23 protein-coding genes and 3 pseudogenes are annotated in these 26,194 nt (G+C 33.6%); 9 read left to right on the top strand and 17 right to left on the bottom strand.

What is annotated here, in order from left to right:
* Nucleotides 1-209: 209 nt before the first annotated feature.
* The 3 genes from AC4GZ8_RS04285 to AC4GZ8_RS04275 all read left to right on the top strand — a co-directional run bounded on the left by AC4GZ8_RS04285 (nt 210) and on the right by AC4GZ8_RS04275 (nt 1,963).
* Nucleotides 210-797: a YheC/YheD family protein gene (locus AC4GZ8_RS04285; RefSeq protein ID WP_491080579.1), complete on the top strand. Its 588-nt coding sequence runs from the start codon at nt 210-212 to the stop codon at nt 795-797.
* Nucleotides 697-1,068, top strand: a complete 372-nt coding sequence (locus AC4GZ8_RS04280; protein ID WP_491080578.1) for a YheC/YheD family protein — start codon at nt 697-699, stop codon at nt 1,066-1,068. Before AC4GZ8_RS04285 ends, AC4GZ8_RS04280 begins: the two co-directional genes overlap by 101 nt.
* A 331-nt stretch (nt 1,069-1,399) precedes the next feature.
* Nucleotides 1,400-1,963, top strand: a complete 564-nt coding sequence (locus AC4GZ8_RS04275) for a DUF2179 domain-containing protein (protein ID WP_491080577.1) — start codon at nt 1,400-1,402, stop codon at nt 1,961-1,963.
* 99 nt (nt 1,964-2,062) lie between these two features.
* On the opposite strand, the pseudogene AC4GZ8_RS04270 reads toward AC4GZ8_RS04275, so the two are convergent.
* Nucleotides 2,063-2,780 (bottom strand): annotated as a pseudogene (locus AC4GZ8_RS04270) (YheC/YheD family protein).
* A gap of 758 nt (nt 2,781-3,538) precedes the next feature.
* Here AC4GZ8_RS04270 and AC4GZ8_RS04265 point away from each other — a divergent pair.
* On the top strand, nt 3,539-4,630 hold the full coding sequence (locus AC4GZ8_RS04265; RefSeq protein ID WP_491080576.1) for a YheC/YheD family protein: 1,092 nt from the start codon (nt 3,539-3,541) through the stop codon (nt 4,628-4,630).
* 26 nt (nt 4,631-4,656) lie between these two features.
* Here AC4GZ8_RS04265 and AC4GZ8_RS04260 read toward each other — a convergent pair whose 3' ends face one another.
* Nucleotides 4,657-6,030 (bottom strand): UDP-N-acetylmuramoyl-tripeptide--D-alanyl-D-alanine ligase, encoded by a 1,374-nt coding sequence (locus tag AC4GZ8_RS04260; RefSeq protein WP_491080575.1) that lies wholly within the window; start codon nt 6,028-6,030, stop codon nt 4,657-4,659.
* Between the two features lie 159 nt (nt 6,031-6,189).
* On the opposite strand from AC4GZ8_RS04260, the gene AC4GZ8_RS04255 reads away from it, so the two are divergent.
* A complete protein-coding gene (locus tag AC4GZ8_RS04255; protein WP_491080574.1) occupies nt 6,190-7,518 on the top strand; it encodes a YheC/YheD family endospore coat-associated protein in 1,329 nt (442 codons plus the stop codon).
* Nucleotides 7,519-7,537: 19 nt separating this feature from the next.
* On the opposite strand, the gene AC4GZ8_RS04250 is transcribed toward AC4GZ8_RS04255, so the two are convergent.
* The 3 genes from AC4GZ8_RS04250 to AC4GZ8_RS04240 all read right to left on the bottom strand — a co-directional run bounded on the left by AC4GZ8_RS04250 (nt 7,538) and on the right by AC4GZ8_RS04240 (nt 10,326).
* Entirely contained in the window at nt 7,538-7,990 is a 453-nt protein-coding gene (locus AC4GZ8_RS04250; RefSeq protein ID WP_491080573.1) for a CotY/CotZ family spore coat protein, read from the bottom strand.
* Between the two features lie 81 nt (nt 7,991-8,071).
* Nucleotides 8,072-9,088: a YheC/YheD family protein gene (locus AC4GZ8_RS04245; RefSeq protein ID WP_491080572.1), complete on the bottom strand. Its 1,017-nt coding sequence runs from the start codon at nt 9,086-9,088 to the stop codon at nt 8,072-8,074.
* A gap of 11 nt (nt 9,089-9,099) precedes the next feature.
* On the bottom strand, nt 9,100-10,326 hold the full coding sequence (locus AC4GZ8_RS04240) for an ATP-grasp domain-containing protein (RefSeq protein WP_491080571.1): 1,227 nt from the start codon (nt 10,324-10,326) through the stop codon (nt 9,100-9,102).
* A gap of 349 nt (nt 10,327-10,675) precedes the next feature.
* Here AC4GZ8_RS04240 and AC4GZ8_RS04235 point away from each other — a divergent pair, with 349 nt between their 5' ends.
* Nucleotides 10,676-11,764 carry a YheC/YheD family protein gene (locus tag AC4GZ8_RS04235; protein ID WP_491080570.1) on the top strand — a complete coding sequence of 363 codons (1,089 nt, stop codon included), beginning with the start codon at nt 10,676-10,678 and terminating at the stop codon, nt 11,762-11,764.
* Between the two features lie 27 nt (nt 11,765-11,791).
* On the opposite strand, the gene AC4GZ8_RS04230 is transcribed toward AC4GZ8_RS04235, so the two are convergent.
* Nucleotides 11,792-12,295 (bottom strand): phosphatase PAP2 family protein, encoded by a 504-nt coding sequence (locus AC4GZ8_RS04230; RefSeq protein ID WP_491080569.1) that lies wholly within the window; start codon nt 12,293-12,295, stop codon nt 11,792-11,794.
* Nucleotides 12,296-12,562: 267 nt separating this feature from the next.
* Here AC4GZ8_RS04230 and AC4GZ8_RS04225 point away from each other — a divergent pair, with 267 nt between their 5' ends.
* A complete protein-coding gene (locus AC4GZ8_RS04225; protein WP_491080568.1) occupies nt 12,563-12,688 on the top strand; it encodes a hypothetical protein in 126 nt (41 codons plus the stop codon).
* Between the two features lie 444 nt (nt 12,689-13,132).
* Here AC4GZ8_RS04225 and AC4GZ8_RS04220 read toward each other — a convergent pair whose 3' ends face one another.
* The 3 genes from AC4GZ8_RS04220 to AC4GZ8_RS04210 form a co-directional block, all read right to left on the bottom strand.
* Nucleotides 13,133-14,437 (bottom strand): DEAD/DEAH box helicase, encoded by a 1,305-nt coding sequence (locus AC4GZ8_RS04220; RefSeq protein ID WP_491080567.1) that lies wholly within the window; start codon nt 14,435-14,437, stop codon nt 13,133-13,135.
* Nucleotides 14,438-14,591: 154 nt separating this feature from the next.
* Entirely contained in the window at nt 14,592-16,154 is a 1,563-nt protein-coding gene (locus AC4GZ8_RS04215; protein ID WP_491080566.1) for a fatty acid--CoA ligase, read from the bottom strand.
* Between the two features lie 383 nt (nt 16,155-16,537).
* Nucleotides 16,538-17,335, bottom strand: a complete 798-nt coding sequence (locus AC4GZ8_RS04210; protein ID WP_491080565.1) for a rhamnogalacturonan acetylesterase — start codon at nt 17,333-17,335, stop codon at nt 16,538-16,540.
* Nucleotides 17,336-17,503: 168 nt separating this feature from the next.
* Between AC4GZ8_RS04210 and AC4GZ8_RS04205 the strand changes: the two genes are divergently transcribed.
* The gene (locus AC4GZ8_RS04205) at nt 17,504-17,665 is read left to right on the top strand and encodes a Fur-regulated basic protein FbpA (protein ID WP_491080564.1); all 162 of its coding nucleotides are present in this window, start codon (nt 17,504-17,506) and stop codon (nt 17,663-17,665) included.
* 101 nt (nt 17,666-17,766) lie between these two features.
* A complete protein-coding gene (locus AC4GZ8_RS04200) occupies nt 17,767-17,898 on the top strand; it encodes a hypothetical protein (RefSeq protein ID WP_491080563.1) in 132 nt (43 codons plus the stop codon).
* A 215-nt stretch (nt 17,899-18,113) separates the two neighbouring features.
* On the opposite strand, the pseudogene AC4GZ8_RS04195 reads toward AC4GZ8_RS04200, so the two are convergent.
* The 8 genes and pseudogenes from AC4GZ8_RS04195 to AC4GZ8_RS04160 all read right to left on the bottom strand — a co-directional run.
* Nucleotides 18,114-18,366 (bottom strand): annotated as a pseudogene (locus AC4GZ8_RS04195) (hypothetical protein); the annotation flags it as partial.
* Between the two features lie 148 nt (nt 18,367-18,514).
* Complete coding sequence (locus AC4GZ8_RS04190) at nt 18,515-19,672, bottom strand: glycosyl hydrolase family 18 protein (RefSeq protein ID WP_491080562.1); 1,158 nt, start codon at nt 19,670-19,672, stop codon at nt 18,515-18,517.
* 77 nt (nt 19,673-19,749) lie between these two features.
* Nucleotides 19,750-20,880, bottom strand: coding sequence for a hypothetical protein (locus AC4GZ8_RS04185; RefSeq protein WP_491080561.1), 1,131 nt, complete (start codon nt 20,878-20,880; stop codon nt 19,750-19,752).
* Nucleotides 20,867-22,201, bottom strand: coding sequence for a F390 synthetase-related protein (locus AC4GZ8_RS04180; protein ID WP_491080560.1), 1,335 nt, complete (start codon nt 22,199-22,201; stop codon nt 20,867-20,869). Before AC4GZ8_RS04180 ends, AC4GZ8_RS04185 begins: the two co-directional genes overlap by 14 nt.
* A complete protein-coding gene (locus AC4GZ8_RS04175) occupies nt 22,194-23,045 on the bottom strand; it encodes an MBL fold metallo-hydrolase (RefSeq protein WP_491080559.1) in 852 nt (283 codons plus the stop codon). Before AC4GZ8_RS04175 ends, AC4GZ8_RS04180 begins: the two co-directional genes overlap by 8 nt.
* Nucleotides 23,035-24,026: pseudogene (locus tag AC4GZ8_RS04170) on the bottom strand (NAD-dependent epimerase/dehydratase family protein). The gene AC4GZ8_RS04175 and the pseudogene AC4GZ8_RS04170 overlap by 11 nt, the downstream one beginning before the upstream one ends.
* Nucleotides 24,026-25,174 carry an ATP-grasp domain-containing protein gene (locus AC4GZ8_RS04165; protein WP_491080558.1) on the bottom strand — a complete coding sequence of 383 codons (1,149 nt, stop codon included), beginning with the start codon at nt 25,172-25,174 and terminating at the stop codon, nt 24,026-24,028. The pseudogene AC4GZ8_RS04170 and the gene AC4GZ8_RS04165 overlap by 1 nt, the downstream one beginning before the upstream one ends.
* Complete coding sequence (locus tag AC4GZ8_RS04160) at nt 25,164-26,153, bottom strand: beta-ketoacyl-ACP synthase III (RefSeq protein ID WP_491080854.1); 990 nt, start codon at nt 26,151-26,153, stop codon at nt 25,164-25,166. Before AC4GZ8_RS04160 ends, AC4GZ8_RS04165 begins: the two co-directional genes overlap by 11 nt.
* Between the last annotated feature and the right edge of the window lie 41 nt (nt 26,154-26,194).

Below are 26,194 nucleotides of genomic sequence, written 5' to 3'. Positions count from 1 at the left end.
AAAGGATGTTAGGTGATGATGATGAATTAAGTAGTAAATGGCATATGCATTCGTGATAACAGGTTGCTCAATTTAAAAAAGAATAGTATTAGAAAATTTGTTCAACACTTTCCGTATAAACTAGTGGACCTTGTTTGCTTTCATTGGAAAGAAATAAATATGATGAATTATTCTGTAAATGGAAAGAAATTCAATAGAAAAATAGAAAAATGGGAAGACGGGACTTTTCCCTCCCACATGTTGCCTTTATTCAGGGATATTTAAATAAAGAAATTATTGCAAAGTTAGAAAATATATTCGGAATTAATCTTTTTAATAATTTTTTGTTTGATAAGTGGGAAGGATGGGAATTTCTTTCAACTAATCAACACCTTAGGAAACATGTACCAAAAACATTAAAACTTCATACTGATCATTTACCCTCACAATTGTGTCGATTCTCAGATTTTTTCATAAAACCAATGATAGGTAGAAGCAGTGGTGGAATTATGCGAGTGAAATCCTTATTAGATGGATCTTATGAGGTTTTTCAGACCATTAGAAATGAATACTTATTTCAAATATTCCACACTTTAGATGAATTAATTAACTGGCTAGAACCCAAAATCACAAATGGGCATTATATTTTACAGCAAGCAATTGAAACAAAAAAATATAAAAACAATGCAACTGATATCCGGTTAAATATGAACAAAAATGCAACTGGTAATTGGGAGAAGTCTCTGCTTTTATTCCGAATATCATCTAATCAAAACCTTTATTGTGCCACGAAAAATATCTCAAGTTTACACCTTTGATCAATTACACAATACTCCATCAATCCTTCCAGACATTAACTTCAAAAAATTAGAAACTTCAATCATGTCCATTGGTCAAAATATATGTCAAGCATTTGATGAAGCTGGATTTCATATGGCAGATTTAGGCATTGATTTAGGGGTAGATGAAAAGGGAAAGCTATGGATTTTTGAAGTCAACCATATACCATTTCCCGCTCTAGGTGCAATTGAAGACCCTTCAGTTTATAAACCTCTTGAATATGCATACTATTTAGCGAATCGCTATTAATTTAAAAACGTGGCTTGTCGCCATGATCTAATGGCGGAAGCCTTGGTTTTTTATATGAACATTCAATATTAATAAAACAAAATAAACTCCTCACTTTTGTAGAAGAACTCTACTTTTTTCAAATGTGTTTACTATCCTTTAGTGGTATCTAATCTCTAAAGATTTCATTGCCATAATCACATAGTTTTAATACATACTTTCTATTTGATCAATACATTATTACCTGCATTTCCCTCTAAAAATGATAAAAATATTATCATAATAATTGATTATTTCTTTTTTAAAATATGTTATGCTTTCATTATTAAATGATGGAGGTATACATTCACTCATGCTACAAGCTCTACTTATATTTGTTCTTCAACTCATATATGTCCCGGTCCTTACTATTAGAACGATACTCCTTGTTAAAAATCAAACCAAATCAGCAGCTGGAGTTGGACTTTTAGAGGGAATTATTTATATTGTTAGTTTAATTTTTGTTTTTCAAGATTTATCAAATATTTACAATATTATTGCTTATGTAGTCGGTTTTAGTGTTGGTCTCCTTCTTGGTGGTGTATTAGAGCGGAAGCTGGCCATTGGATTTATTACCTATCAAGCTAATATCCTTGATAAGAACATGAATTTAGTTAATGCCTTAAGAACAGCTGGGTTTGGGGTTACCGTTTTTGAAGGAGAAGGAATTAATACCGCTCGCTTTCGGTTAGACATTGTAGCAAAACGTTCTAGAGAAAAAGAATTATTACTAATCATTGACCAATTTGAACCAAAAGCATTTTTAATGTCTTACGAAATTCGCTCATTTAGGGGCGGCTATTTAACAAAATCAATGAAAAAAAGAGCTGTTTCCTTCATTAAAAAGAAAAAAGCTTTAGAAGAAACGAATAAATAATCTATAAAGGCGGCAAGAGATTGATACATGATTTTACAACCTCTTACAGCCTTTTTTCTATCCTCTCAAATAAATAATAGACATGAATTATCATCATTATTAAAATCCTGCTAATGTCTTTGCATATTCTAAAGGTGTCATCATTAACCTTTCATACAACCTTCTTGGCATATTTTTCTCCTTTATTTCAGCACCATAGCCTCCCTGAAACTCAAGAATCCATATATTAAACTCTTTATCCACAATCAAATCAAAGGCTAAATCACCTAAATGATTTCCATGTTTCTCCATGTAGATAGCTGTTTTTTCACATATGTCAGTTATTTTATTCTGAAGAGTAAAAATTTGTTGGTTTTTCAACCCATAATACCTAGCAAAGACATAATGGCTTGGCAGAACTTGAATTCTGATTTGCATTTGTGATAATACTGCCCTTTTTTCCTATTCGAGCCATCATACCAGGAGAAACCCACTGTTTTTCCTTATTTTTTTGTAAATATAAGCGGAAATCAATAATGGAACCTTCTTTAGAAAATGGAATAGCTTGTTGTATTAAGTACTTTTGTTTCATCTTATAGTTTATATATTTTAATAGAACATTTTCTTTAGATATCAATTTTATTTGACCATGAATATTCTTTAATTTGTAGATATTACCGTATTTCTCAATTTTAATCATTCCAATTCCCTGATAAGATCTATTTGGTTTTAGGTATACGGCCCCATATTCATTGATCATTTCTAAAAATGATTGTTTATTAACTAATTTTTTCGTTTTGGGAACATATTTTGAAAGAGAGGGATGCTCTGATAGCATCTTATATTGATACCATTTTGAAAGGTGATCATTATAAAAAACGTTTTGTCCTATTATCTTCGTAAAATACTGATAGGCCCTGCGACTCATCGAATTTTTGCCTATGATAACCGATTTAGGTAAAGGAAAAACCCCTTCTATCCAAACTTGTTTACGTTGATGAAAATAATACCCCTTCACCTCTTTTTTCAGCGGATTCACATCGTTTTCTGCAAAGACAAAACACAGACCTTTTAATTTCCAGGAATCTTTTAAGCGGTAACGCAGCTTTGATAACAAGTCTTCAGTTAGGTATTTTCGATTCCTACACCCCATTATGCCTATTACAGGTCCTACTACAAATGTATTATGCACTACCTTACATTCATATTGATAAACAGATGGAATAGAAAATTTATTAATTTTTGTTGGAATCATTACCTCATCATTTTTTAGTGAAGGATTAATTTCAACATTATACTTTTCTTTGCTAGTTCCAAAGTGCAAATTGATTGAAAAATACTTGTCTATTTGAAGGATATGATAAAGTTTTTTATTAACATAAATCGTTTTATCTTTATTGATATTCTTATTTAAGATAATCTTACATTTCATTTTCATTCCTCCAGGTGTCTATACTTACTATATGCTTACGATATGATGAGGGCATTCTATATTTGCCCAAATAGTCATTAAAATAGTTACATATCCATACATCAAATTTATACTAGAATAAACTAATAGAAGAGTGGAAAGTCATAAAGGAGAGGATAGAGTCTATGGAGGGTGTAGGAATAATCGTCCCTAGAAATATTTATAAGCAATTTCCCAATCTAAGCGGGAACCATAAAACTATGTTTATACTTTTTGAACGTGCAGCTGCAAAGAATAATCTCATCCCATGTTATATTCGTTTACTCCATCTCCACCCAGACAAAAATAGTGTTGTTGCCTATGTTCGTACTACAAAAGGGTATAAATTAATGAAGGTACCTCGACCAAAAGTGAATTATTCTAGAATACTAGACCGCCACCCTGTTATAAGGAAAAGAATCTATGACCTGCGTAAAGTAGGAATAACGATATTTAATTTACCTAACTATGACATAGAAAAATATAAAATTCATCAACTCCTCCTTCGTGAAAAGAGCATTCAAAAGCACTTACCTCATACTGAGATCCTCACAAAGCCAAACCTTTGGAAGATGCTTACAACCTATAAAAGCATTATTCTCAAAAAAAATTATGGTGAACGCGGCATTGGCGCAATGAAAATAGATAAAGGAATTGATGATTGGACACTAACGTATAAACCGCTTAAAGGTGAAGACTATAAAAAAGTGAGGTTTTCTACTGGTATTCCAAGTATTATTCAGGAACATATAGAAAAAGGTGATTACATCATACAAGAAAGGATTCCATTGGCTACTTTTAATGGAAACCCCTTTGATATGCGTGTAGCACTACAGAAGGATAGTACTGGTTTTTTTAAAGTTACTGGTATCATGTGTAAAGTAGCTAAAAACAATAGCTTTTTGACAAATGGATCTCAAGGTGGAAAAACGTTTCGGCTCGAAGACATTTGTCCAGTGACTTTCCCCTCCATTCCTTATCAAAAGCTTAGGAAGAGCATTTGTGAATTTTCGTTAATGACGGCAAATTATTTAGATAACCATTTCCCCCACCTTGCCGATTTAGGTTTTGATATTTGCCTTACAGAAAATGGAGTTCCTTATTTTATTGAATGTAATTTTATTTCTGATTACGCTGGGGGGCTGATTCATCACCAAAGAATTATTCATAAAGAATGGGAAGCAGTATTTTTCACCCCATTTGATTATGCACGCTATTTATTAGATCAAAAAAAATAAAGCGAGAGGACTGATATTCAGTCCTCTTAATTTTTGGTTGACTTGAGCTTTCTTAGTAATTGCCGAAAAGAATTCCTCATGGAAGTTTTGATTAATATAATTGTATTTTTATCAGCAAGCCTGCCTAAAGCTTTAATAAGTTGGTCCTCATTTTTCACAGAAAAGATGTTGTTTGCATGCATTCCCAATTTTCTTGCCATTGTACCTATTTCTTTTGCTTGATCACCTATTGTGATAAGATAGTTAATTTTATGCTTTACAATAAGCGCCCCTATTTTTTGATGTTCAACCTGCGAATAAGCTCCAAGCTCCTCTATATCACCTAGAACAGCAATTGTTTTTTTTCCCTTAGATACCTCCTCCAAAACCTCTAATGCTGCTTTAATTGAGGTTGGATTGGTGTTCCATGTATCATCGATGATTGTACTGTTATTAATGCCTAGACTTAACTCTAAATGTCTTTTAACCGGTTTATAGGTTTTTAATCGTTCAATGGCAGTCTTAATATCAATGCCCAGTAAGTTTGCAGCTGCTATGGAAAATACTGCATTATAAACATTGTGTTTTCCAAACCCGGGAACATAACCAACATATATATGTCCACGATACGATAAAATATATTTCATTCCCTTTTGATAAAACTTTATCTGTACGATCTTATAATCAGCAAAATCAGCCTGACCAATACAAATTATCTTCCCTTTATATTTGTGCGTTCTGATTTTTCTAGAATGCCGATCATCTGCATTTAATATCATTGTTCCTCTCGGATGAACAGCTTTGAGCATGCTTTCTTTTTCTCGTATATATTCTGAGTGACTTTTAAACCCTTGAAGATGGTCCGTACCAATCGTCGTAATCAAACCAATTGTTGGTCTAAAATACTTTGCGGAATGGAGAATATGGCCTGGTGAATTAACTCCCATTTCTATTACCGCAGCATCTGTTTGATCATCGATCTGAAGTAAATATTTTAAATTATGAGACAGTCCATTTTGACTTAAAATGGTTTTCACGATATTCATTTCCGGTGACAAAATATGTGCGATCATCTCTTTCGTCGTTGTCTTACCACATGTACCGGTTACCCCTATAACTGGGATTTGAAACAAACTACGATAATAATGAATAAATTTATAATATGCTAACCTCACATTTTTAACATATACGATCGTATATGATTTTGGAAACAGAGCTTCAGCCTTTTTTTTACTAGTCACAATAATACAGGAATTTAAATTAGTTGGTACCTTTAGTTGTTCTCTATAAAACACTAAAGTGTTTTTTGTAAATCTATGATTATTACTTATTGCAATGTTACTAATGACACTATCTGCATTTCCTCTTAATAAAACACCACCTATAAGAGGTCCGACCTTTCTAAGAGATAGGCTTTTCATGTTTAACAACACTCTCACAATGTTTTTTACTATTAGTGTATTATCCGATTTCATAAATGTATCAGCTAATATACTGTTTTTTGCTAATTTTCCACATAACCAGTCACATTAAAATTAGTAACATATACTAATAAATAAGAGTAAAAGGGAGGCATATGTATGATTCACATTTACCCAAATAAGAAGCATTCACTTTCTATAATTTTACATTCAACCTTTAAAAAATCCGTTCAAAATTTTAAAAAAATAAGGATTATATATGGCTTAAAGGAAGTAACAGTTACTCCAAAATTCTCTGATTCAATTCCTGAAAACAAATGTTCATTATCATCAGACGCTATTAACACCTTAGATATACCCATAAACTTACCTTATGAAATACAGTTTGTAGAAAGTAAACTGATCATTGGTCCTTTTATTGGGATTCTTGCTGCAGTGTCAAATGAAAAGTTACATCAAACCCTTCCTTTTCTTTCAGTCTTTGTACATCATTATGAGAAAATTCGAGGCACAATCATTGCCTTTTCCTTGGAAGGGATTGATCAAGAAAAAGCAATCATTACAGGGCTTATATTTAATCCAATATCTAGAATGTGGATAGAAGGAACCTTTTCCTACCCAAGGTCTGTTTTCTCAATTGTTGAAACTAGCTTAACGGAGAACTGGTCTGTTTATGTAAAAACAATGGATCACTTTCATGACTTACTTGGAAAAAGAATTTTTAACTATCCAAATTTTGATAAATGGCAAATGCATCAACTTTTGAAACAGAGCTTACACGAATATTTACCTAAGACTGTTATCTATTCAGAACCAAAAGATGTAAGAAATATGCTTAGGAAATATTCTTCCATTTATATTAAACCTATTAATGGGCGTCTAGGAAAATATGTCCTGATGGTAACACGAATTCCAAGTGGAGTCCTCGTCAGATTTGGCCATGATTCTAAAAACGCAAAACATTTCAAGTCGTGGAGGAATTTCAGGAATTTCCTTAGAAAATTATTGAAGAAGGACTCCTATCTCATTCAGCAAGCCATAAATTTGGTTACAGTTGAAAACCAAATCATTGATTTTCGAGTAATTGTTGTTAAAAATAATCACGGAATTTGGGAAAATATAGGATTCTTTGCTAGATATGGTATGAAAAACAGTATTGTTAGCAATATTACGGCCGGAGGCCAAGCAGAGATTGGATCCAGAACATTAAAAACCGTTTTTAATTTAACGAAAACAGAAAGAAAAGATCTTATCCATCGAATTTATCAACTGATAAAAACTGCAATTACCGTCCTTGAGAACCATGGTTATCATCTTGGAAATCTTGGTTTTGATATTGGCATTGACAAAAACGGAAAGATTTGGTTAATCGAAATAAATAATCAAAATCCTGATCATTTTATTGCAGTTAAAGCAAACAAAAAAAAACTTTTTTATCAAGCAAAATTAAATAATATTCTTTATGCAAAGGCACTTTCCATGAGCTAATAATCTGGTATTACTCGAACTACCATTTAGGCTCAATAACAACCTTTTTTAGCAAATTTATATCTAGACACTGTACCGCACAAAAACAAGATAAGTCAATCTTTACACATATATTTGTTCGTTCAAGCCTTTCTACGTCGCAAATTTCCTCCACCAGAACACCACTTAATGACAATGGGCGGAGAAGTGAAATAGTACAACAGTTCTTTTTTATATCAACATGTTCGATTCTAAAAAAGGGCGTACAAAAATGCTCACATTTTCTATAATTTTTATCCTCTGATCCTGATAAATAAAATAGACCGTCTTCTGTGTATAATAATAACGGAATCGTATCCACTTTAAGAAGTTTTGAAAGAAGGTTACTGTAACAACTATTTGGACAACCGCCTAAAAGATCTTGTTGTTTTTTCAATTCAAGAATTGCATGATATATTGAACCTTGATGATATACTTTACCGTTGTCCTCCATTTTCTTCCTTCCTTTCATTTACTTTTCTATTATGTTATTGCTTTCTATAGGCATTTGTGCAGAAAAGTTCATAAATTGGCTTCATCCGCTATTTTTAACTAAAAAGAGAGCATATTGAATTAGTTTTTTTGCCACATCAAATTCTCGATGCTTCGAGCCGGGCCTCCAATTAACCTCATAGATCCATAGCTTTTGATTTTCATCAATACCGATATCAATTCCAAGTTCATCAAACTTTTTGTCATAGAGGCTTTCAAAGTGTTTAGAAAAACTAATAGAAAAATGGTCTAATAATTTCTTAATATTAAAATATTCTTCACCAAACTCATCCTTTAAAAATGGCACTAACTCTCCTCTATACCCTCCACTTGTAATATTGCTGATCATTCTTTTATTTCCACTAATTCTTGGATAAATTAGCGTTGTTTCCCATTCACCTTTCCCATTTTTCTGGACATGTAACCGTATATCATAAGCTAGCCCTTCTTTTGTTGAACTATTGATAAAAGCTTGTATAAAATAGCATTTTGTTAATAATAGTTTATCAAGATAAGGAATAAGTTCATTTTTCTTAAGGGTTTCCTCCTTATCTCCATTTAATAAAACAAATTGAGTGGGAGTTATTCTTTCTAGAAAAATGATCCCCTTACCTCCACTTCCTCTTTTCGGTTTGATCACCATTTTTTTATATGCTTGAAAATAAGAAATGACTTCTTCACCATTTTTTGGAATAATAAAAGGAATCACAAAGCGAGCAAATCGCTTTCCCTTCACAATTTTCTGGTAAATGTTTACTTTATTTCCTACTGAATAACTTGTAAATAGACATCTTTTTTTCAGATACGCCCAAACCTTTGTTTGCTTTTGAGTTTTAGGAGATTTGCTATTAATAATGATATCTGGGAGATCACGTTGCTGTTGGAACCACTCTCCTTTATCATATACCCAACCATTAATTGTGTTTTTCGCCATATCAACGGTACCGAATGAAAAATAAAAAAAATCTACACCTTCCATTTTCGAAACTGCCGCACATGCATATGCCTTCTTTACTTTTGCAGGATGTTTGCGTGAATGAAGCATACCAATAACAGTCATGTTATCACCCTTTATAACGGCTCGATGATAAATTTGATTTCCCTTAAAGCATTATGCGCAAGCTGCTTAGCTTCCACTTGTGAATGTGCTGTTGCTAGAACATATGCATACCGATCCCCCATAGATAATGGCGGTATTAAGATACTTCCTTTTCGCGGTTTCACATAAACCTCTTTTACACCTTGGTATTTCTTCGCTCGATTTTTACCAGTAACCTTTAGAAGGATCCCCTTCGTTTCTACAGTTACATATCTTACATAAACACACTCATTTTTATTTATTTCTATTAGAGGCTCTTCTCCTAAATGAAGTTTTAGTACCTCTTTTACCAAATTAATTCCTGTGCCATGAAATACGATCTTATTCATTGCTCCTCCAGCTATGCGAGGGTTTATTTCGATTAATTTCCATTCACCATTGGAATAGCGGAATTCCAAATGACAACTGCCGTTTTCCAATCCAATCTCCTGTATAATCAAATTTATAGCATTCTCAAGACTAGCATATTGATCTGTGCTCAATTGTGCTGGGAACTGATATCCTAATACAATAAACCTTTTCTTTCTGGCAACTTCCTGTTCAAGCACACATACAATCGTTAAGTTTCTTTTGTAAACAATGACTTCGACCAAAAATTGATTGCCTTCAATATATTTTTCTAGTAAGATGGGACCTTTACTCGATGCTCTTTTTAATTGTGTTATTCCTTTTTTCAACTCATTAGATGTAGTAACAAGTAATACATCTTTCGATCCATTAGATTTAGGGTATTTCAGGACTAAAGGCAAGTATTTTTTTATAGAATCGGTAAATTCGTCAATAGTTCGTTCATTTTCCTCATAAATGAAAAACTTTGGTGTATAAGGAAGGTGTTTGAGTTTCTCTCTGCACTTGACCTTATTTTCCATAATATCTAACGCTTCTTTTGTAATCCTTGATAAATTTAATTCTTCAGATATACTTGCAGCAATTGATACAAATGGATCTATTAAACTTAAGCAAGCTTTTATATTTTTCCCATCTTCAACAAGTCTTTCAATACCTTCTAATAACAAGTTTTTATCTTCTAAACTCTTTATATAAACCATTTGGTGAACTTCATTAAATTCTTCTCTTTGTTCAAGAAACTTTAATCGATCTGTATATAAGACAGTAAAATACCCCATTTCTGCTGCGATTGTTATTGCATCTCTACTTGAACCTGACTTATAGCAACCAATAAATACAATGGTGTCCATATTTTCATCTCCAAATTACTATATTTTTGAACGATAAAAACGAGGATAGTAAGTTTAAATAAATTCCCAAAATATACTAAGATAGCATCATGATATGACTAATACTGCTTTATAAAGTTATAATATTTCATTTTTATTGAAGATATTAGGTTAAAGTCGATAAAAGAATATCAATTATTCACCTAATCACTATGACAGTACCTCTTCTCATAAAATCGAATACATTACTTGTAGGTCATTCAAGGGTTAAAATCCAGTTAAAGGCATTGCCAATCCCTTTTACCCATAACTAACAATATTCATGATGTAAAAAATGGGTGTTAGTACTAATTTGAAATGGAGTAACTTTATGAATAAAAAAATAATTGGTATTTTTATTCCAAAACATCATTATCAATCAATGAAAAATGGAGACTCACTTTTCCCATCATATGCCCAATTTGAATATGCTGCAGAAAATTATCAACGATCGGTTTGTTTTCTAACCACAGAGTGTCATTATTCTTCCAATAAAACCAATGTATTAATGAGAGAAAATGCTTCCGATCGGTTCGTTGAAATGACAATAAACATCCCAAAAGTTATATATAATCGTGGTAATCTAAACAATAAAAAAGTAAGGCAAACACTTCATCAACTAATGCAATCAGGTTCAAAGGTATTTAACTATATTCCAATAAAAAATAGTAAATATTATGTAAATAAATTGTTAGAGCAAGAAGCGCATCTTATTGAGCACCTGCCAGCAACTCTAAAAGGGTCAGCTAAAAACTTAGAATTTGCTCTTCATCATATGGAGAGTTTTTTTATCAAGCCTTGTTATAGCAGTATAGGGAAAGGAATCATGCATGTAGAAAAAGAGAGGAATGGAAACCTGTATATTTATGAAAGACATGGGACTAATAAAAGCTGGAAAAAAAGACGATATACTTCGTTAGAAAACAAATTGCTTAAAAAGCTATTTAAACAACGTTCCTATATTATTCAAGAAAGAATCCCACTAGCTACTTTTCAAGACAGACCATTTGATTTAAGAGTAATCGTTCAAAAGGATGGTACTGGCCATTGGAAAATTAGTGGAATGGTAGCAAAATTAGCTCCTATTGGTCAATACATTACAAACATTGGGAGAGGTGGAGAGATGGGAGAATTACAGAATTATTTTATCCACCATGAAATTTCGATCTCAGAAATAACAAAAAAAATTAATACATTAGCTATTGATATTGCTATAACTCTTGAAAAGACATGGCCTTATATTTCAGACCTAGGATTTGATATTGGCATTACGAATAAAGGTACTCCATTTTTCATTGAATGTAACTTAAGAGGTCAATATGGAGTATTACGAAAGAACGACAAATTTTTGACATTGTGGAAAAAGATTCATGAAGCGCCTATTTCATATGCAAATTATCTGTTGGAAATTCAGAATTAAATAAGTATTATTTGCAATTTCTCTGCATTAACCGGATTTTATTACATTTGATTTATTTATAAAAAGACTTACTATACAACCGATTATAGAACTTCTTATAATATCATACGGATAATGTACTCCTATCCAAATACGGGATAGACCAACGAGGAATGATAAAAAATACAAAATTTTTCCTAATACACGATTATACAAATACACAGTTGTTGAAACAGTAAATGATAATAATGTGTGTTTACTTAAAAAAGAAGAGTCTTGCAAGGATGGTAATAAGACATTCGCATTACGTGTAAGAAATGGCCTTGGTATATATTTTACTTTATTAACCAGTTTTTTTAAGCTTAAAGTAATCATCATTGAAATGATTGATTCGTACACAAACTTTTTATTAAAGTGATTTAAAACTAACAATGTAATTAGGACAAAACCATACACAAAGCGTAATTCATTTGAAGCAAACACCATGAGTCGATCAAGTAAAAGATTTCTACCTGCGAACTGATTTATGATCTTAAATAATTTCTTATCCATTAATGTGCCCCTTATCGTAAATAGTCGTTGTTATTATTCTCAAAGAAAACCTGAGTATTCAAAACAAAATTTTTTTTTGACAATAGGGGTTTCTTTATTCCCCCTGATGGTCAGTTGACCTAATCGGACATTACAGTCAAGTTTTCCCCCACTTACTTTTATTGTGAACTAGAAGCTTGAGGTGGGGTCTTACTCCCGTTAAGAGTGGGATAAAACACTTATCAAAGAGCATAATAGGTATTGAAAAATTAGAGAGGAGGTACATCAATGACAAACCGAAACGATAACCGTGAGCGAAAAAACAAATATCCAAATAACAAGAAACAAGATACTGAATTCTCTAAGGATGTTACAATTAGAAGTGAGATCACAAAAAAAGACTTGAATAAATAAGAAAAGCGCAAGCACCTTGATCAGCCTAGAGCGAATAAAACACTTTTGAATAGAAGGTTGTACTTTACCTCAATTCATATTGGCTAGACCCAAGAGGTAGTTATTTTCGAGAAGATCTATGGCTAGGCGCTTGAGCAAGACATTAAATTTATATTTTCCTACTTTTTAAATAAAAGGCTGTTTTTGCAAAGATTGGCTTTTAAATATTATTTAACTCTATAGTGGAATGGAGCGGAAGACACTCGACTCCTGCAGTGGAAGAGGAATGGCCGGACCCGCAGGCTAAGCTGAGAAGGCTCGCCTTCCTCCCCGCGGAAAGCAAGTGTCTGGATCGCAGTGGAACGAACTTGTTTTCACATTTAACACTGCATTAAAAAACAACAAAGTATACCAAAACAGCCAAATAAAAAAACGGGTATCACTCATCATGATACCCTACATTTACTATTTTCTTTTTGATCTACGAGTTCTAGACAGCGGTCTTTTGTTATCCCTCTGTTGATTTTCAGCTGATTTTCTTCCACCAGTAGCAGTTGTTCCTCTTCTGTTTTTACCTCCACTATCAGTTAGACGTCTAGATTTTTTAATCTGCTCTTTTCTTTCTTGTTCATAATCATCTCGATCAGGAACACTAACTCCCTTAATCACTTGTTTTTCCAAGTTTTGATGAATTCCCTTTTCTATCATTCGTAAAAAATCAAGATCCTTTGGTGCTACTAGTGTATAAGCAACTCCTGTTCCACCGGCACGGCCAGTTCGGCCAATTCTGTGTATATAGCTTTCAACATCATGAGGGATATCATAATTATATACATGTGTCACCCCTTCTACATCAAGTCCTCTTGCCGCTACATCAGTTGCAACTAAAAATTGAATTTTGGCTTCCCGAAACCGTTTCATAGCTTTTTCCCGTTTTGCTTGAGTTAAATCGCCATGAAGTTCATCTGATTCATAACCATTTGCAAGTAAAGCCTCTTGCAGTTTTTTAGCACGAATCTTTGTCCGACAAAATATGATTGCTAAAAATGGACGATGCTCCTGTATTAAATGTAGCAATGTAGCTTGTTTTCTTCGATCGGTTGTTTCCACAACAATTTGCTGGATTTCATCAACCGTTATTCTTTTTGCTTGAACTTGAATATTCAATGGATCTTGCATATATTTTTTTGCAAGAGATTTTATTTCATTGGGCATCGTTGCAGAGAATAACATTGTTTGCCTTGTTGATAGAGTTTCATAAATAATATCCTCAACCTCAGGAAGAAATCCCATATGTAACATTTGGTCAGCTTCATCAAGTACGAGCATTTGAACCGTCGATAGATCAATTGTTTTTCTACGAATATGATCTAATAGCCGACCGGGTGTTGCAACAACGATATGCTGTCCGCCTTTTAACTTTTTCAGTTGATGTTCAACATCCTGACCTCCATAAACAGCCAAAGCATGAACTCCTTCGATGTTTTCAATCATTCTTTTTATTTCTTTTGAAATTTGCTGTGCTAACTCGCGTGTTGGAGTTAAAATAAGTGCTTGAATTTCTTGATGCTGTACATCGATTTTTTCTATAATCGGCAGGACAAATGCAAGGGTCTTTCCTGTTCCCGTTTGTGCCTGCGCGATGACATCTTTCCCCTCCAAGATCTTCGGGATTGTTTGCTCCTGAATTGGTGTTGGCTCTGTAAGCCCTAATGATTTTAATGTATAATTAATCTCTTTTCGTATTCCTAATTGTAAGAAATCAGCCAAGGTTTATCACATCTCTTTTCTTTTCAAAGTACTAAATGCTAGTCTTTCCTATAAACAGCTAAATAACTATACCATATTAACTTCAATATTACATGATGAATCGAAAAATAGAAAAAGGAGCAGTCCTTTAAGAAGGATACTGCTCCCTTTTAAACTAATATTGTAACTTATTTTGAGACATTGTTTCTCTTAATAAAAACTTTTGGATTTTTCCACTTGCGTTACGTGGTAGCTCATCAACAAAAACATATCTTTTTGGTCTTTTATATGGTGCAAGCTTATCAGACCTTTTTAAGAATTGATCAAGCTGCTCACCTGTTATGCTTCGATCCTTTTTTACAACAACAGCAATTACTCTTTCACCCCAAAACTCATCAGGTTCACCTAATACAGCCACATCTAAAATTCCTTCATGCTCATATAAAGCATCTTCCACTTCTCTTGGATATACATTTTCTCCTCCGCTAATCACCATATCATCAACTCGGTCTGCTACATATAAATAGCCTTCCTCATCAAAATATCCTAGATCTCCTGAATGATACCAACCTTTGTACATCGCTTTTTCACTAGCCTCTTCTCGGTTATAGTATCCAACCATCATACAGGGTCCTTTTACAATGATTTCACCAATTTCTCCCGGTGGAAGGATATGATCCGGTTCAGATGGACCATCTTCATTTGGCTTGACCACTCTGATCTCATGATTGTAGCAAGCTCTACCTGCCGAACCCGCTTTTGTTAACTGCTCATCTGTCTCTAAAAATGCAATAGCCGGTCCCATTTCTGTCATTCCATATGCTTGAACAAGTTCAATTCCTAGTCGATCTCTACACGATTTTACAAGAACGGGAGCCATTGGGGCAGCACCGTACAAACCAACTTTAAGTGACGTTAAATTAAATAGCTGTAATTCTTCTTGTAGAAGCATATTCCACATCGTTGGAGCGGCAAAAAGCATTGTAACCCTTTCTTCCTCAATCGTATTCAGCACCTGTTTTGAATCAAAATGATGGATGATCACATTTTTTGCTCCCGCATGAACACGTGGTAAAAAACTGCAATGAAGCTCAGCACAATGAAACATTGGTGCTGTTACTAATCCAATATCCTTTGATGTTATCTGGAGCGCATTGATACAAATTAAACTTTGTTCAATCATATCTCGATGGCGATGCATAACACCTTTTGGCCGGCCAGTTGTTCCACTTGTATACATAATGGCATACGTATCGTTTTCACTTATTTCACAATTTGGATTTGTTGTTGGAGAATGCTTGATGATGTCTTGATAGGAAGAAGCGTAAAGTGAAGTTGTTTCATCGATACACCAAAATAAAATCGTTGGAAATCGATTGTGTATTTTCGTGATTTGTTCTTCTAAACCTTTCTCATAAATGACGATTTTGGGAGCAGCATCCAATAATATATATGAAACTTCATCTGCCTTTAAACGAAAGTTAATCGGATTGATAATGGCTCCAATTTTTGCAGCAGCAAAATAAGCTGTTCCTAATTCAATGCAGTTAAATAAAAAGGTAGAAACTCTGTCTCCCTTTCTAACTCCCGCAGTAAGCATGGCATTTGCAAGCTTATTTACTTCATCATTCCACTTTTCAAAGGTAAACCGTACACCTCTAGAACTGTCTACTACAGCCTCTTTGTTTACATATTTGTTTACGGATTGTTCAAATAGCTGACCAATAGTTACATACATATGATTTCTCCCTCCTCAAAAGGTAAGCGTTTTCATAATTCGTTTCAGAAAAGCTTTATATATGTATTTCAAGGAAAAAGAAAAAATTCCTCTGTTAAAAAATATTTTAAAGTAAGGCTCTTTTCTAAAAAGATTATTTTTTTTAATAAGTTCATTGAACATAAACTGATTAGGTTGATTGGAGCAGAAGGTGCGAGACTCCTGCGGGAGCAACGGGACAGGTGAGACCCCACAGGCGTTGTGCGCCGAGGAGGCTCACCGCCCGCCCCGCGGAAAACGATCATCCTGGAGCTCCAATTAACCATTTTAGGCACTTATTCAAAGCAATAAAGTTTGTAAAAACAGCCTAAAGTTAAAAAGAGACTGATACTTGTAACAGTCTCTCACTGTATATCTGATTTAACATATTCTTTAAGAGATATATTTAAACCTTTGATTCCCTCAACAACTAATGATGCGATCTTAGTTGCCCCAAACTCTTGCAAATGTGTGTTATCTCTTTTTCCATTAGGAAAATGGTGATATTGATGTGGTTCCAGCCACAAAAACAGTTGCTTTGTGTTTTCGGGTCCTAATTTGTTAAATAGCTGCTTGCTTTTAGTGGTTAAATCAATTAGGGAGACATCTTCTTCCTCTGCTAATTGCTTCATTGCTGCAGGGTAGTCACCATGTGAATCTAATATGATTCCATCATTAGAGAAGTTTCGTCTTTCGACTGGTGTAACAAGTATTGGTACCGCTCCTTTTTCCCTTGCTCCAGCTATATATTTCTTCAGATATATTTTATAGTCAGTATATGGATCTGTATATCGTTTTGCATCTTTCCTTTTTGCGTCATTATGACCAAATTGAATAAATAGATAATCACCTTTGCCTAGTTTATTCTTTACTTTTTCAAATTTCCCTTCTTCATAAAAGCTTTTCGAGCTTCTCCCTGGAACAGCAGCATTGTGAATAATAATCTGATCATTAAAATAAACACTTAATTTTTGTCCCCATCCCATTTTAGGTGCAAACTTTTGTTTATAGGCAGAAACTGTTGAATCTCCAATAAGATAAACATGAAGAGAGTTTTGGTCTCGTTTATTTTTTAATGCAACCGAATGATCTGAAAATAATATCACGAATATTATTGGACTTAATAAAATGAAAACTGTGAAAATCCATATTTTCCCCTTCATTGTGACTTCCCCCCTTTTATAGCTAATTTTCTCTAAAACTGTATAAAAAATGTACATTGAAATAAGTAATAAAGTAAAGAAGAATGTAAAATAAGACAGACAGTTGACATGAGAACAAAATTTATGTATTATATGTTTGTAAACGCTTTCAAATATGAGGTGATTTTTATGTGCGAAATAACGAAAGAAAAGTCAAAGTCCGAAATTATTACGGCCTTAATCGATCATAATGTATTTAAAATGCCTGATGGAAGACAGTTTTATGAAGCATCTGAAAAAGAGCTCAAGACCATCCTATATACACATTCTAATATGAAGCATATTTGTTAACTTACATATATTGGCCCGATTGAGGCCTTTTATTTTTTTCTAAGTATAAGCACCTCCTGTTCATACAAACAATAAGTTCAACATTAAAAGGAGGTTCCCAAATGAAAAAAGATTATTGTGAAGAAGAAAAGGATTACCTTCAACATTATCTTAATGAACAAATTACACGAATTTGTGTGATAGAGGAAGATGAGCGTATAAGAGAAGAACTAAACAAAAAAGATAATGAGTAACCCCCCATTACACATTATCTTTTTTACGTTGATTAGGACTTTAAAAATTTTTGTACTGTTTGAGGTAGCCGCTAATAGCCTAGTTTAAACACGCGACGTCAATCTCCGCGACTGCACTTATAAGTTATATGCTTCGGAGCTGGAAGTCGAGCACTTAGATAAGGCTTTAGTCAATTTAGAATTAAATGCAAGAACGCCTTTTATTCTAAATCCTCTTATTTGACGGATTCTGATTGAGGCGTTTGCCTTTTGTTTTTATGGCATTTATGTCCACTTGATGAAGTATAAAGTCTATACCATTCTTCAAGTGTCATGATTTCTGATTGACGAATGGCATCCTTACAATTCAAAATACGTTTAGGGTTTTGTTGTACCTATAACAGGCTGAATCAAGGCAGGATGGCGCATTAACCAGCCTAGAACGATTGCTTTGTTCGTTGTTTCGTTCGCCATTTCCTCTACTAATTGTATCAAAGGTTATAAAAGCTTTTTTCCTGAGTACAATCATTTACATGATGTATAAGTAAGCTTTACAACACCAGAAGCAGATTGCAAAGATTTTCCTTTTAAAAGAAAAACACTCCCACAAAGAGATGGAAGTGTCAGCTTATTTTTCTTATTTTCTTACAAAAATTGATTGTTGCTCATCCTTTTTTTCCAATTCATTCGAAATGGTACTTGTTAGACTAGAATCTCCTGAAACATCATGCCCTAACTCCCAAATCATCATGCCCCCAAATCCATTGTCTACAGCAAGATTTGTTTTCTTTAGCATGGTTTGAATTCCATTATAATGATAGGTTGTCCCATTTAACTTTACACTGTCACGTTGAGCATTTTCTGGATTTGCTTCAACAATTGCTCCGTATGACATCTGATTAATCGATACATTCTCAGGTTGTGCATAAAACGGAACACCTAATACAAGTTTATCTTTACCTATATTGAGATGATCAAATAATCTAGACCAATAGGTTACAATATTTTCTGCAAAACTGTATGGTGATAAATTTGCAGCATTATACTCTCCATCCCATTGACCGTCATATGCCATAATATTTACAAAATCAATATGTTTAAACATGTTTGGGTCATACACAACAGATTGAATTTCCGTACCTGTAGCACTATGAATCTTTGAATAAACAGCAATCGTTAATTCTTTATCAAGTTTAGATAATTTATCATCCAATGCTTTTATGAAAATACTCAAGTTTTTTGCATCCTCATTTGATCGAGGATGTTCAAAATCAATATCTATCCCATCAAGGTTTTCTGCTTTTGTTATGTTTATAAGCTCATCCACTAACTTTGTTCGAGAGGTGTTATTTGAGATTGCGGCTTTGAAATAATCATATGACTCTCCGCCATTAATGTGATACCAACCACCAACTGCTAATAAAACCTTCGTTTGATGCTCATGTGCTTTTTTCACCATTGTTTTCAAGTTTGTTTTTGCTGTTTCACCATTCATAAGGATGCTCCCATCCTTTGTAGGGTGTGCAAATGAAAAAATTACATGTGTAAGCTCTTTATAATCAATTACAGATGGATCTCTGAAATCCTGCACATATCCAATTAATACTTTCTGTTTTTCTTCTTGAATTTCTGGCATTTCTTTTTCACTCGGTTTCTTCGTTGATTCCGGCACTTTTGTTACCAGTTTAGGTGTATTTGATTGGTTATCACTTATTTTTTGATAAAAGATGCCTGAAAAAAAACCACCTGTTAAAACTAATAAGATCACTAGGACCATAACAATGTTTTTCTTCACATGATTCACTCCTTAGAAAAACAGATACCCTAAAGATCGTAACAAAAAAACACTCAACATTTCGATGGTAATATTAGTTAAAATCCTTTCTTCTTTGCAATTGGTTCAACAAATGATGTCATGATTGCTTTTAAAATGCTCCATGCTAACCTTTTATGAAAAGGTAAATGCTTTTGAAAATAATATGTATACTCAATATGTTGAATTGAGCCTCGCTTTCGCTTAAATTCCCCTGCCCCTGCACTTCGATGTCCCAGATATTTATGTTCTAAAACATGTTCAGTTATCAGATAAGATAAAACCCTGTATAAGCCTTCTTTCTTATCAGTTTTTGTGTTATATCCCAGTACAGGAGTAGTGAGAACTCCTTCTCTTATCCAGTATCCAACAACACCCTTTACGTTTTCTCCATCGCAGATAAGTTTAAATTGTAAATAATGATGACAAATAGCATGTTCAAAAAACTCTTTTGTAAATTGAGGATTATAACGAGAATATTTGTCAATATATAGCTCATAATACATTTTCTCTATTTGAGGTATATCATCAATTTCTGCTTCTCTTACGTCATATTGATATTTCTCAAATAATTTTTTATCCTGTTGAAGTGTCTTATTTTGTTTTTTTGATAATCCGATAGTAGGGTTGAACAAATAGATGGCACGTGACATTATTTTTTGATAACCAATAGTTTGACATTTTTCAAGTAAAGGACGATGTAAAGCTTCTGTCATTGACCGTATTAATATAGTGTGCTGTGGAAATGCAATAGTTAGAAAATTTGTCACCATTAATAGTTGGTTTTCCGTTAGTAATTGGCCCATTAAATTTGTTGAAAGTAACCAATTATTTATGATCACTACTCTATTTAGATTACTCCTCTTTAAAACCTTTCCTATTAAATTGATTATTAGTGAAAACAATTTTTCTAGTATTGGATTTTTCAGCTCCCAAAGCTCTTCTTTTGCATAACTAATATAATGTGTAAAAGGAGACGTAACATAGGAATTATTGAACTCTTTTTTATTAACAGTGATCGGTAACAATATATCATCTATCTCTAATAGAAAAAGGTCAGTTTGGACATTTTTCATAAAATATGTACTTCCATTCCTAATCAAAGGCTCAAAAAATTGTTTGATCATCTCACCGTCTTTTTTCTTTTCCCAATCAATTTCATCAATTGTTGTCACATCATATAGTTTCATGGTGGACATTTTCCTTTACAGCATTTTCGATTCTCTTTCTTTTACGACCTGATGTAATTAAGTCATATTCTGAAAATGTAAACTGAGGAATGACAAGCAGATATTCCTTCCATAATTTCTTCAGTTCAAGCATTACCTTTGCTTCTATTCCAGCTTTTTCACTTTTAACTTTAAGCTTGATCTCGATTATAAGGAGTTCCTTTTGTGTGACCTTATATTCAAGTATATCGTCCGAAGAAAGCATGATCGCTCGTCTAATGAAATCTGGAAATAACATGTGTTTTTTCCCTGTTTGTTCATGTACGCCATAAAAGATATCATCACATCGTCCATCAATTCGATCTAAAGCTAAAAAATGTGATCCACATGGACATGGCGTTTTCCTTTCTATTAATAAATCATTTAATCTATATCGTATTAATGGCTGTGTTCTCCTAGTAAAATCGGTGATGATTGGCACAAAAATCCCTTTATCCTTGTCTAAATACTCTTTTTGAATAGCAAGTAAATCCTCATTCATATGAAGAACACCGTATGAACAGGTTGTTGCTAAAAATCCCTCTGTTGCTTGATAAACCTGGTGCAGAGTTTGCTGAAAGACAGCTTCAATATAATCTTTATCAACGTCCTCTAATACTTCTGCAACAGAAATGATCTTTTGGGGAGTAATATTAATAAGGTTATTTCCCTTCCACTCTGCGATTATTCGCAACATAGAAGGTGGTGCAATAATAATAGTCGGCTTCAATTCATTTAATCTACTCATATGACGTTTAATATCATCAACTAAATCAAAAAAGTGAAAGCTAATTTTTCTACTATTTGTTGACTCATATAAATTGTTGTTAGCACGTAAAAAAAACGCAATTTTATGTTCTTTCATTAAACTTCCTGGAAGAAGTTTAGCTAGTACCTCTCCAGCCCACATCGCAGATTCTTTATCACTGACTAAAAACAATCCACGATTTCCACTTGTTCCAGAGGATAAACCAATCGAAATTTGATCGATCTTCGGGGAAAAATCTCTCGTTATCTCAGCTTTTATGGCTAATTGAAAAGCTTCTTCTTTCGTTACACCTGCCGTGTTTATTTCATTAAAATGATCCATCATTTCTCTTTTTGTGATAATCGGTAACGTTTCCCAATTAACCTTTTGAAGATGATCACTATAAAAGTTCCGATAAAAGGAAGAGTGTGTTAAAACAAACGCTAAATGCTTTTTTATTTTTTTGTTTTGATAAGCTTTTAAAGCTTTACTGGAAGGAAATCGCCTTATATACTTCGAAAGCGTATATTGTTTTAATAGTAAAAATTTATTCATACTTAAAACCCTCTTTCGCCAAATTCCATGTTTTTTGACAATGGGTTGGCAAAATGTCAATCCCAGGTGAATTTTTTGAAAGCTGATGAAGCTTTTTTATATTTTCCCTATAAAAAGGAATATCTTCAATTAGCAAACTAGTAATTTTATGAGGAAATATTAACTCCTCATATGCCTCACTTTGCCATACAGCATCAGCACAAAGCAATAGCTGCTTCCCACTTTTTAAGAAAACAAAAAGTCCAAGCTGGCCGATTGCATGACCTGTTAAATCAACAGCAAAAAGGGATCCATCCCCAAACACATCATATCCTTCCTGAAATGGTTGAAACTGATCATCTAACGATATTTCAGGTGATTCATCAATAAAATCCATTCGTTCATGAAGATTCTTTGGTAGTAAATCAATTAAACATCCTTTTGTTAAAGCTTTTATCTTATTAAATTGCTTAATATGATCATAGGCTTTTTTAAAGGTTAGTATTGTTGCAGATGGAAAATCGCTTAGTCCTGCTGTGTGGTCTCCATGGAAGTGAGAAAGGATAATATGACGGATATCGGAAGGGTTAATACTTTCTTTCATTAATTGATTTTTAATCGATTTTGATTCAGTAAAGCTTACAGGAGTTAATTTTGCGTAAATGGAATAAGGAAAAGACTTGGTTGCTTCTTTAAATCTCTTAGAATATCCTGTATCAAATAAGATGTAACCTTTCGTAGGGTGCTTCAACAAAGCTACTATAGCAGGAAACTTGATTTTCTTTATTGATCTTTTTGGATTGACGATCTTTTCAGGATGTGTACAATATCCACATTCAAAGAGCTTCAACATTTCAATTCGCATGATTTTTCCACCATTCAATAAATTCTTTAGTTCCTTGCTCAATTGAAATAACTGGTTCATAACCTAGTTCTTTTCTGGCTTTTTCAATTGAAAGTGTTTGAGATTGTGATAAAACGCTAACCGTATAACGAGTTAATAAAGGCTCTTTTCCACCTAGCAAATAGGTAGACACATACTCCATTGCGGTCGCTAAAAAAATGCTTTTTGATAGGAGATTTTCCTATACGAAAAGGACTTACCTAATTTTTCCATAACCGATTCAATCATGCTATATAAGTTTACTCGTTCATCATTTGTAATATTGTATTTTTGTCCAAGTGTAGAATGACCTGATGATAAACATAATAGTAATGCATCCACTACATTATCTATGTACGTCATATCAATTTCAACATTCCCTGAACCAATCTTCGGAAATATTCCTTTTTCACATACTTTAATCAATCGAGGGAAAATAGCTTGATCGCCTGGTCCGAATAAAGCGCGAGGTCGAATTGTAATTGTCGCAAGACCTTGTTGAAATGCTTTGTCTATTTCAAGTTCTGCAAGATATTTAGTCTTAGCGTAATGGTTAACAAATTTACTTGGCAGCACGTCATCTTCTTTCACATCTAGTCTTTCATCATAATAAAAATAGACGCTCGGTGTTGAAACATGTATTAACCGCTTCACCTTCCATTTTATACATCCATCAATCACATTCTTTGTCCCAACAACATTTGCTTGATAGAAATCTTTATATTTCCCCCAAGGTGAAGAAAAAGCCCCGCAATGAATCACATAATCCTGGTTCTGACAAAGAGCAAGCATGTGATCCCGATTTTCTAATGCACAGTTGACAAAGCGAATATCTTTTTTTGATAAGCTGTCACCAATCTTTTCATTTCGACCAGTCCCTGTTACTTTATACCCCATCAAAGCAAGGCGGTTTGCTACTTTCATCCCTAAGAAGCCTGTTGCACCTGTAACAAGAACCTTCATCATTCATCACCATCCCAGCTTATATCATAAGTTGATTGTTGCAGCAGTGTTACAGCATTTTTTTTACTCTCTCTCCATAATTTCATTAAACTTATCACTTGATAAATGTATGGTAATGGATCATTTACACGAAAGGTGATGTCTTGATAGGAAATGACAATCTTCAGCCATTCAACTGCCTTTTGAACATCCCGGGCTTGTTGTAGGCCAAATAAGAGCATAGCTAGCTTTATGGCTTCCCTTTTTCCCTTTTTAGGAGTTAGAATACCTGTTTTGTGCTGTAATAGTAAGGCCGCTACAATCTCTTGATCGAATAAATGCAACCCACTTGTAGCTCTTGGATTACATTCAATTGGAATCGCTCTGTTATGATCATTTACAATAAAGTCAAATGAAATTTGTCCAGTGAAATTTAAATGTTCAACTATTTTACAGACAAACTGTTCAATATCTTGTCTGTCTATATGCTCAAACGATATTGTTGCCCCTAATCCAGCTGTAAAGTTACTTTTATAAACAGAATGTGCTAGTACTTCCCCATCTCTTGCAATAGCATAAGAACAAAATTGCTCTCCATTAATTCTTTCTTGAAGGATCCAACTAGAATCATTGAAACTCTTATTTGGTATGTCTTTTATAGAAGCTAAAAAGATGATTGAATCAGAAAACCTCGAATAAATTTTTTTCATGACGAGATTATTTTTTTCTTTCCAGTCATTTATCATAGTATTTTGTGTAAGGACCATTGTTTTAGGTACTTGAAATCCTAAAGTTTCAACCATTTTTAAAAATTCAAATTTGTGATGCAATGTTTTTAATTTCGAAAAATCATCCACTAGGACTTCACAATATTTACCAATAACATCTTTATACATTGAGATATAAAAGATTTCTTCACATGTTGGAATTACATAATCGATTCTCTCCTCTTTCACTAGTTCCACCAAAGCTTCAATATAATTTTTTATTTTAAATTTAGGAGATGGAGTAGAGATATAGCGTTTAATACTATTAGACGCTTTGGTTAGCGGGAATGGTGTACAATCTGAGGCATATACTTCTGCACCAGATTGCTTAAATAATCTGCAAATATGAAGCGCGACTGGGGCCCGAGCTCCCGTAACCAATACTCGTGAACTAGTATTCAAGAACAATACCTCCAATAGATAAACCTGCTGATGTCCCTAGTAATAAAACAAGATCCCCACGTTTTAATTTTCCAAGTTTCACAGCCTCATGAAAAGCCAGAGGAATAGATGCTGCTATAACATTTCCATAATCCTCAATAATACTCATAAACCGTTCTTCTTTTACACCCAATTTTTTTCGAATGATCTTCATGGCAGATGCACTCGCTTGATGTGGGATCACCATATGCATATCTTCAATTGATAGTCCAGTTCGTTCAAATAATCCTTCAAGAAACTGAGGTAATCGTTTGTACGATAATTTAAAGATTGATCGACCGTCCATATCAAATAAAAAATCATTCGCAGTCTGATCACTGTAGTTTCTTGGGTGCATTTTTGTTCCTCCACCTCTTATCTCTGATAAGTGGACACCTTCACTATACGTTTCCATTTTTGAAGCGATAATTCCTGAGGTGTCATGACTATGTGTAAGAATAAAAGCGCACGCTCCATCCCCAAATAATATACTGCTTTCATGCTGACTCCAGTTTAAGCCAACAGAAGATATCTCAGAAGATACAATTAAGACATTTTGAAACCGTTCTTGGTCAATTGCATAAGACATCATATCAAGTGCTGTTACAAAGCTTAGACAGGTAGAGTTAAAGTCAAAGCAAGGAATTCCTGAATGTTGTAGACCAAGTTGTTTTTGTATTAATGAGGCATTACAAGGAATAGCCTGTTCATTTGTTCCACTTGCACTAATGATACAATCTATATCTCCCAATGATATATTTGCTTCCTCTATCGCTGCTTTTGCTGCCTCTGCTCCCATATATGACGCTGTTTCGTTCTCAATAAAATACCTTTGCTTCACACCGGATTTTTTCTCAGACCATCCCTTTTTCACCCCAATTAATCTATCAATTTCTTCCGCTTTGACCACCCGGCCAGGCACATAAGATCCTGTACCAACAATTTTCACCTTGCGTGTCATCATCCCCAAACACCTCATTCGTCCAATCCATCTTTTCTATA

It is taken from the genome of Metabacillus sp. RB-C-LZQ-3-1 (genome assembly GCF_058315175.1).
Note: the sequence above shows the minus strand (reverse complement) of the source record. Positions and strands in the feature narration are given on the sequence as shown.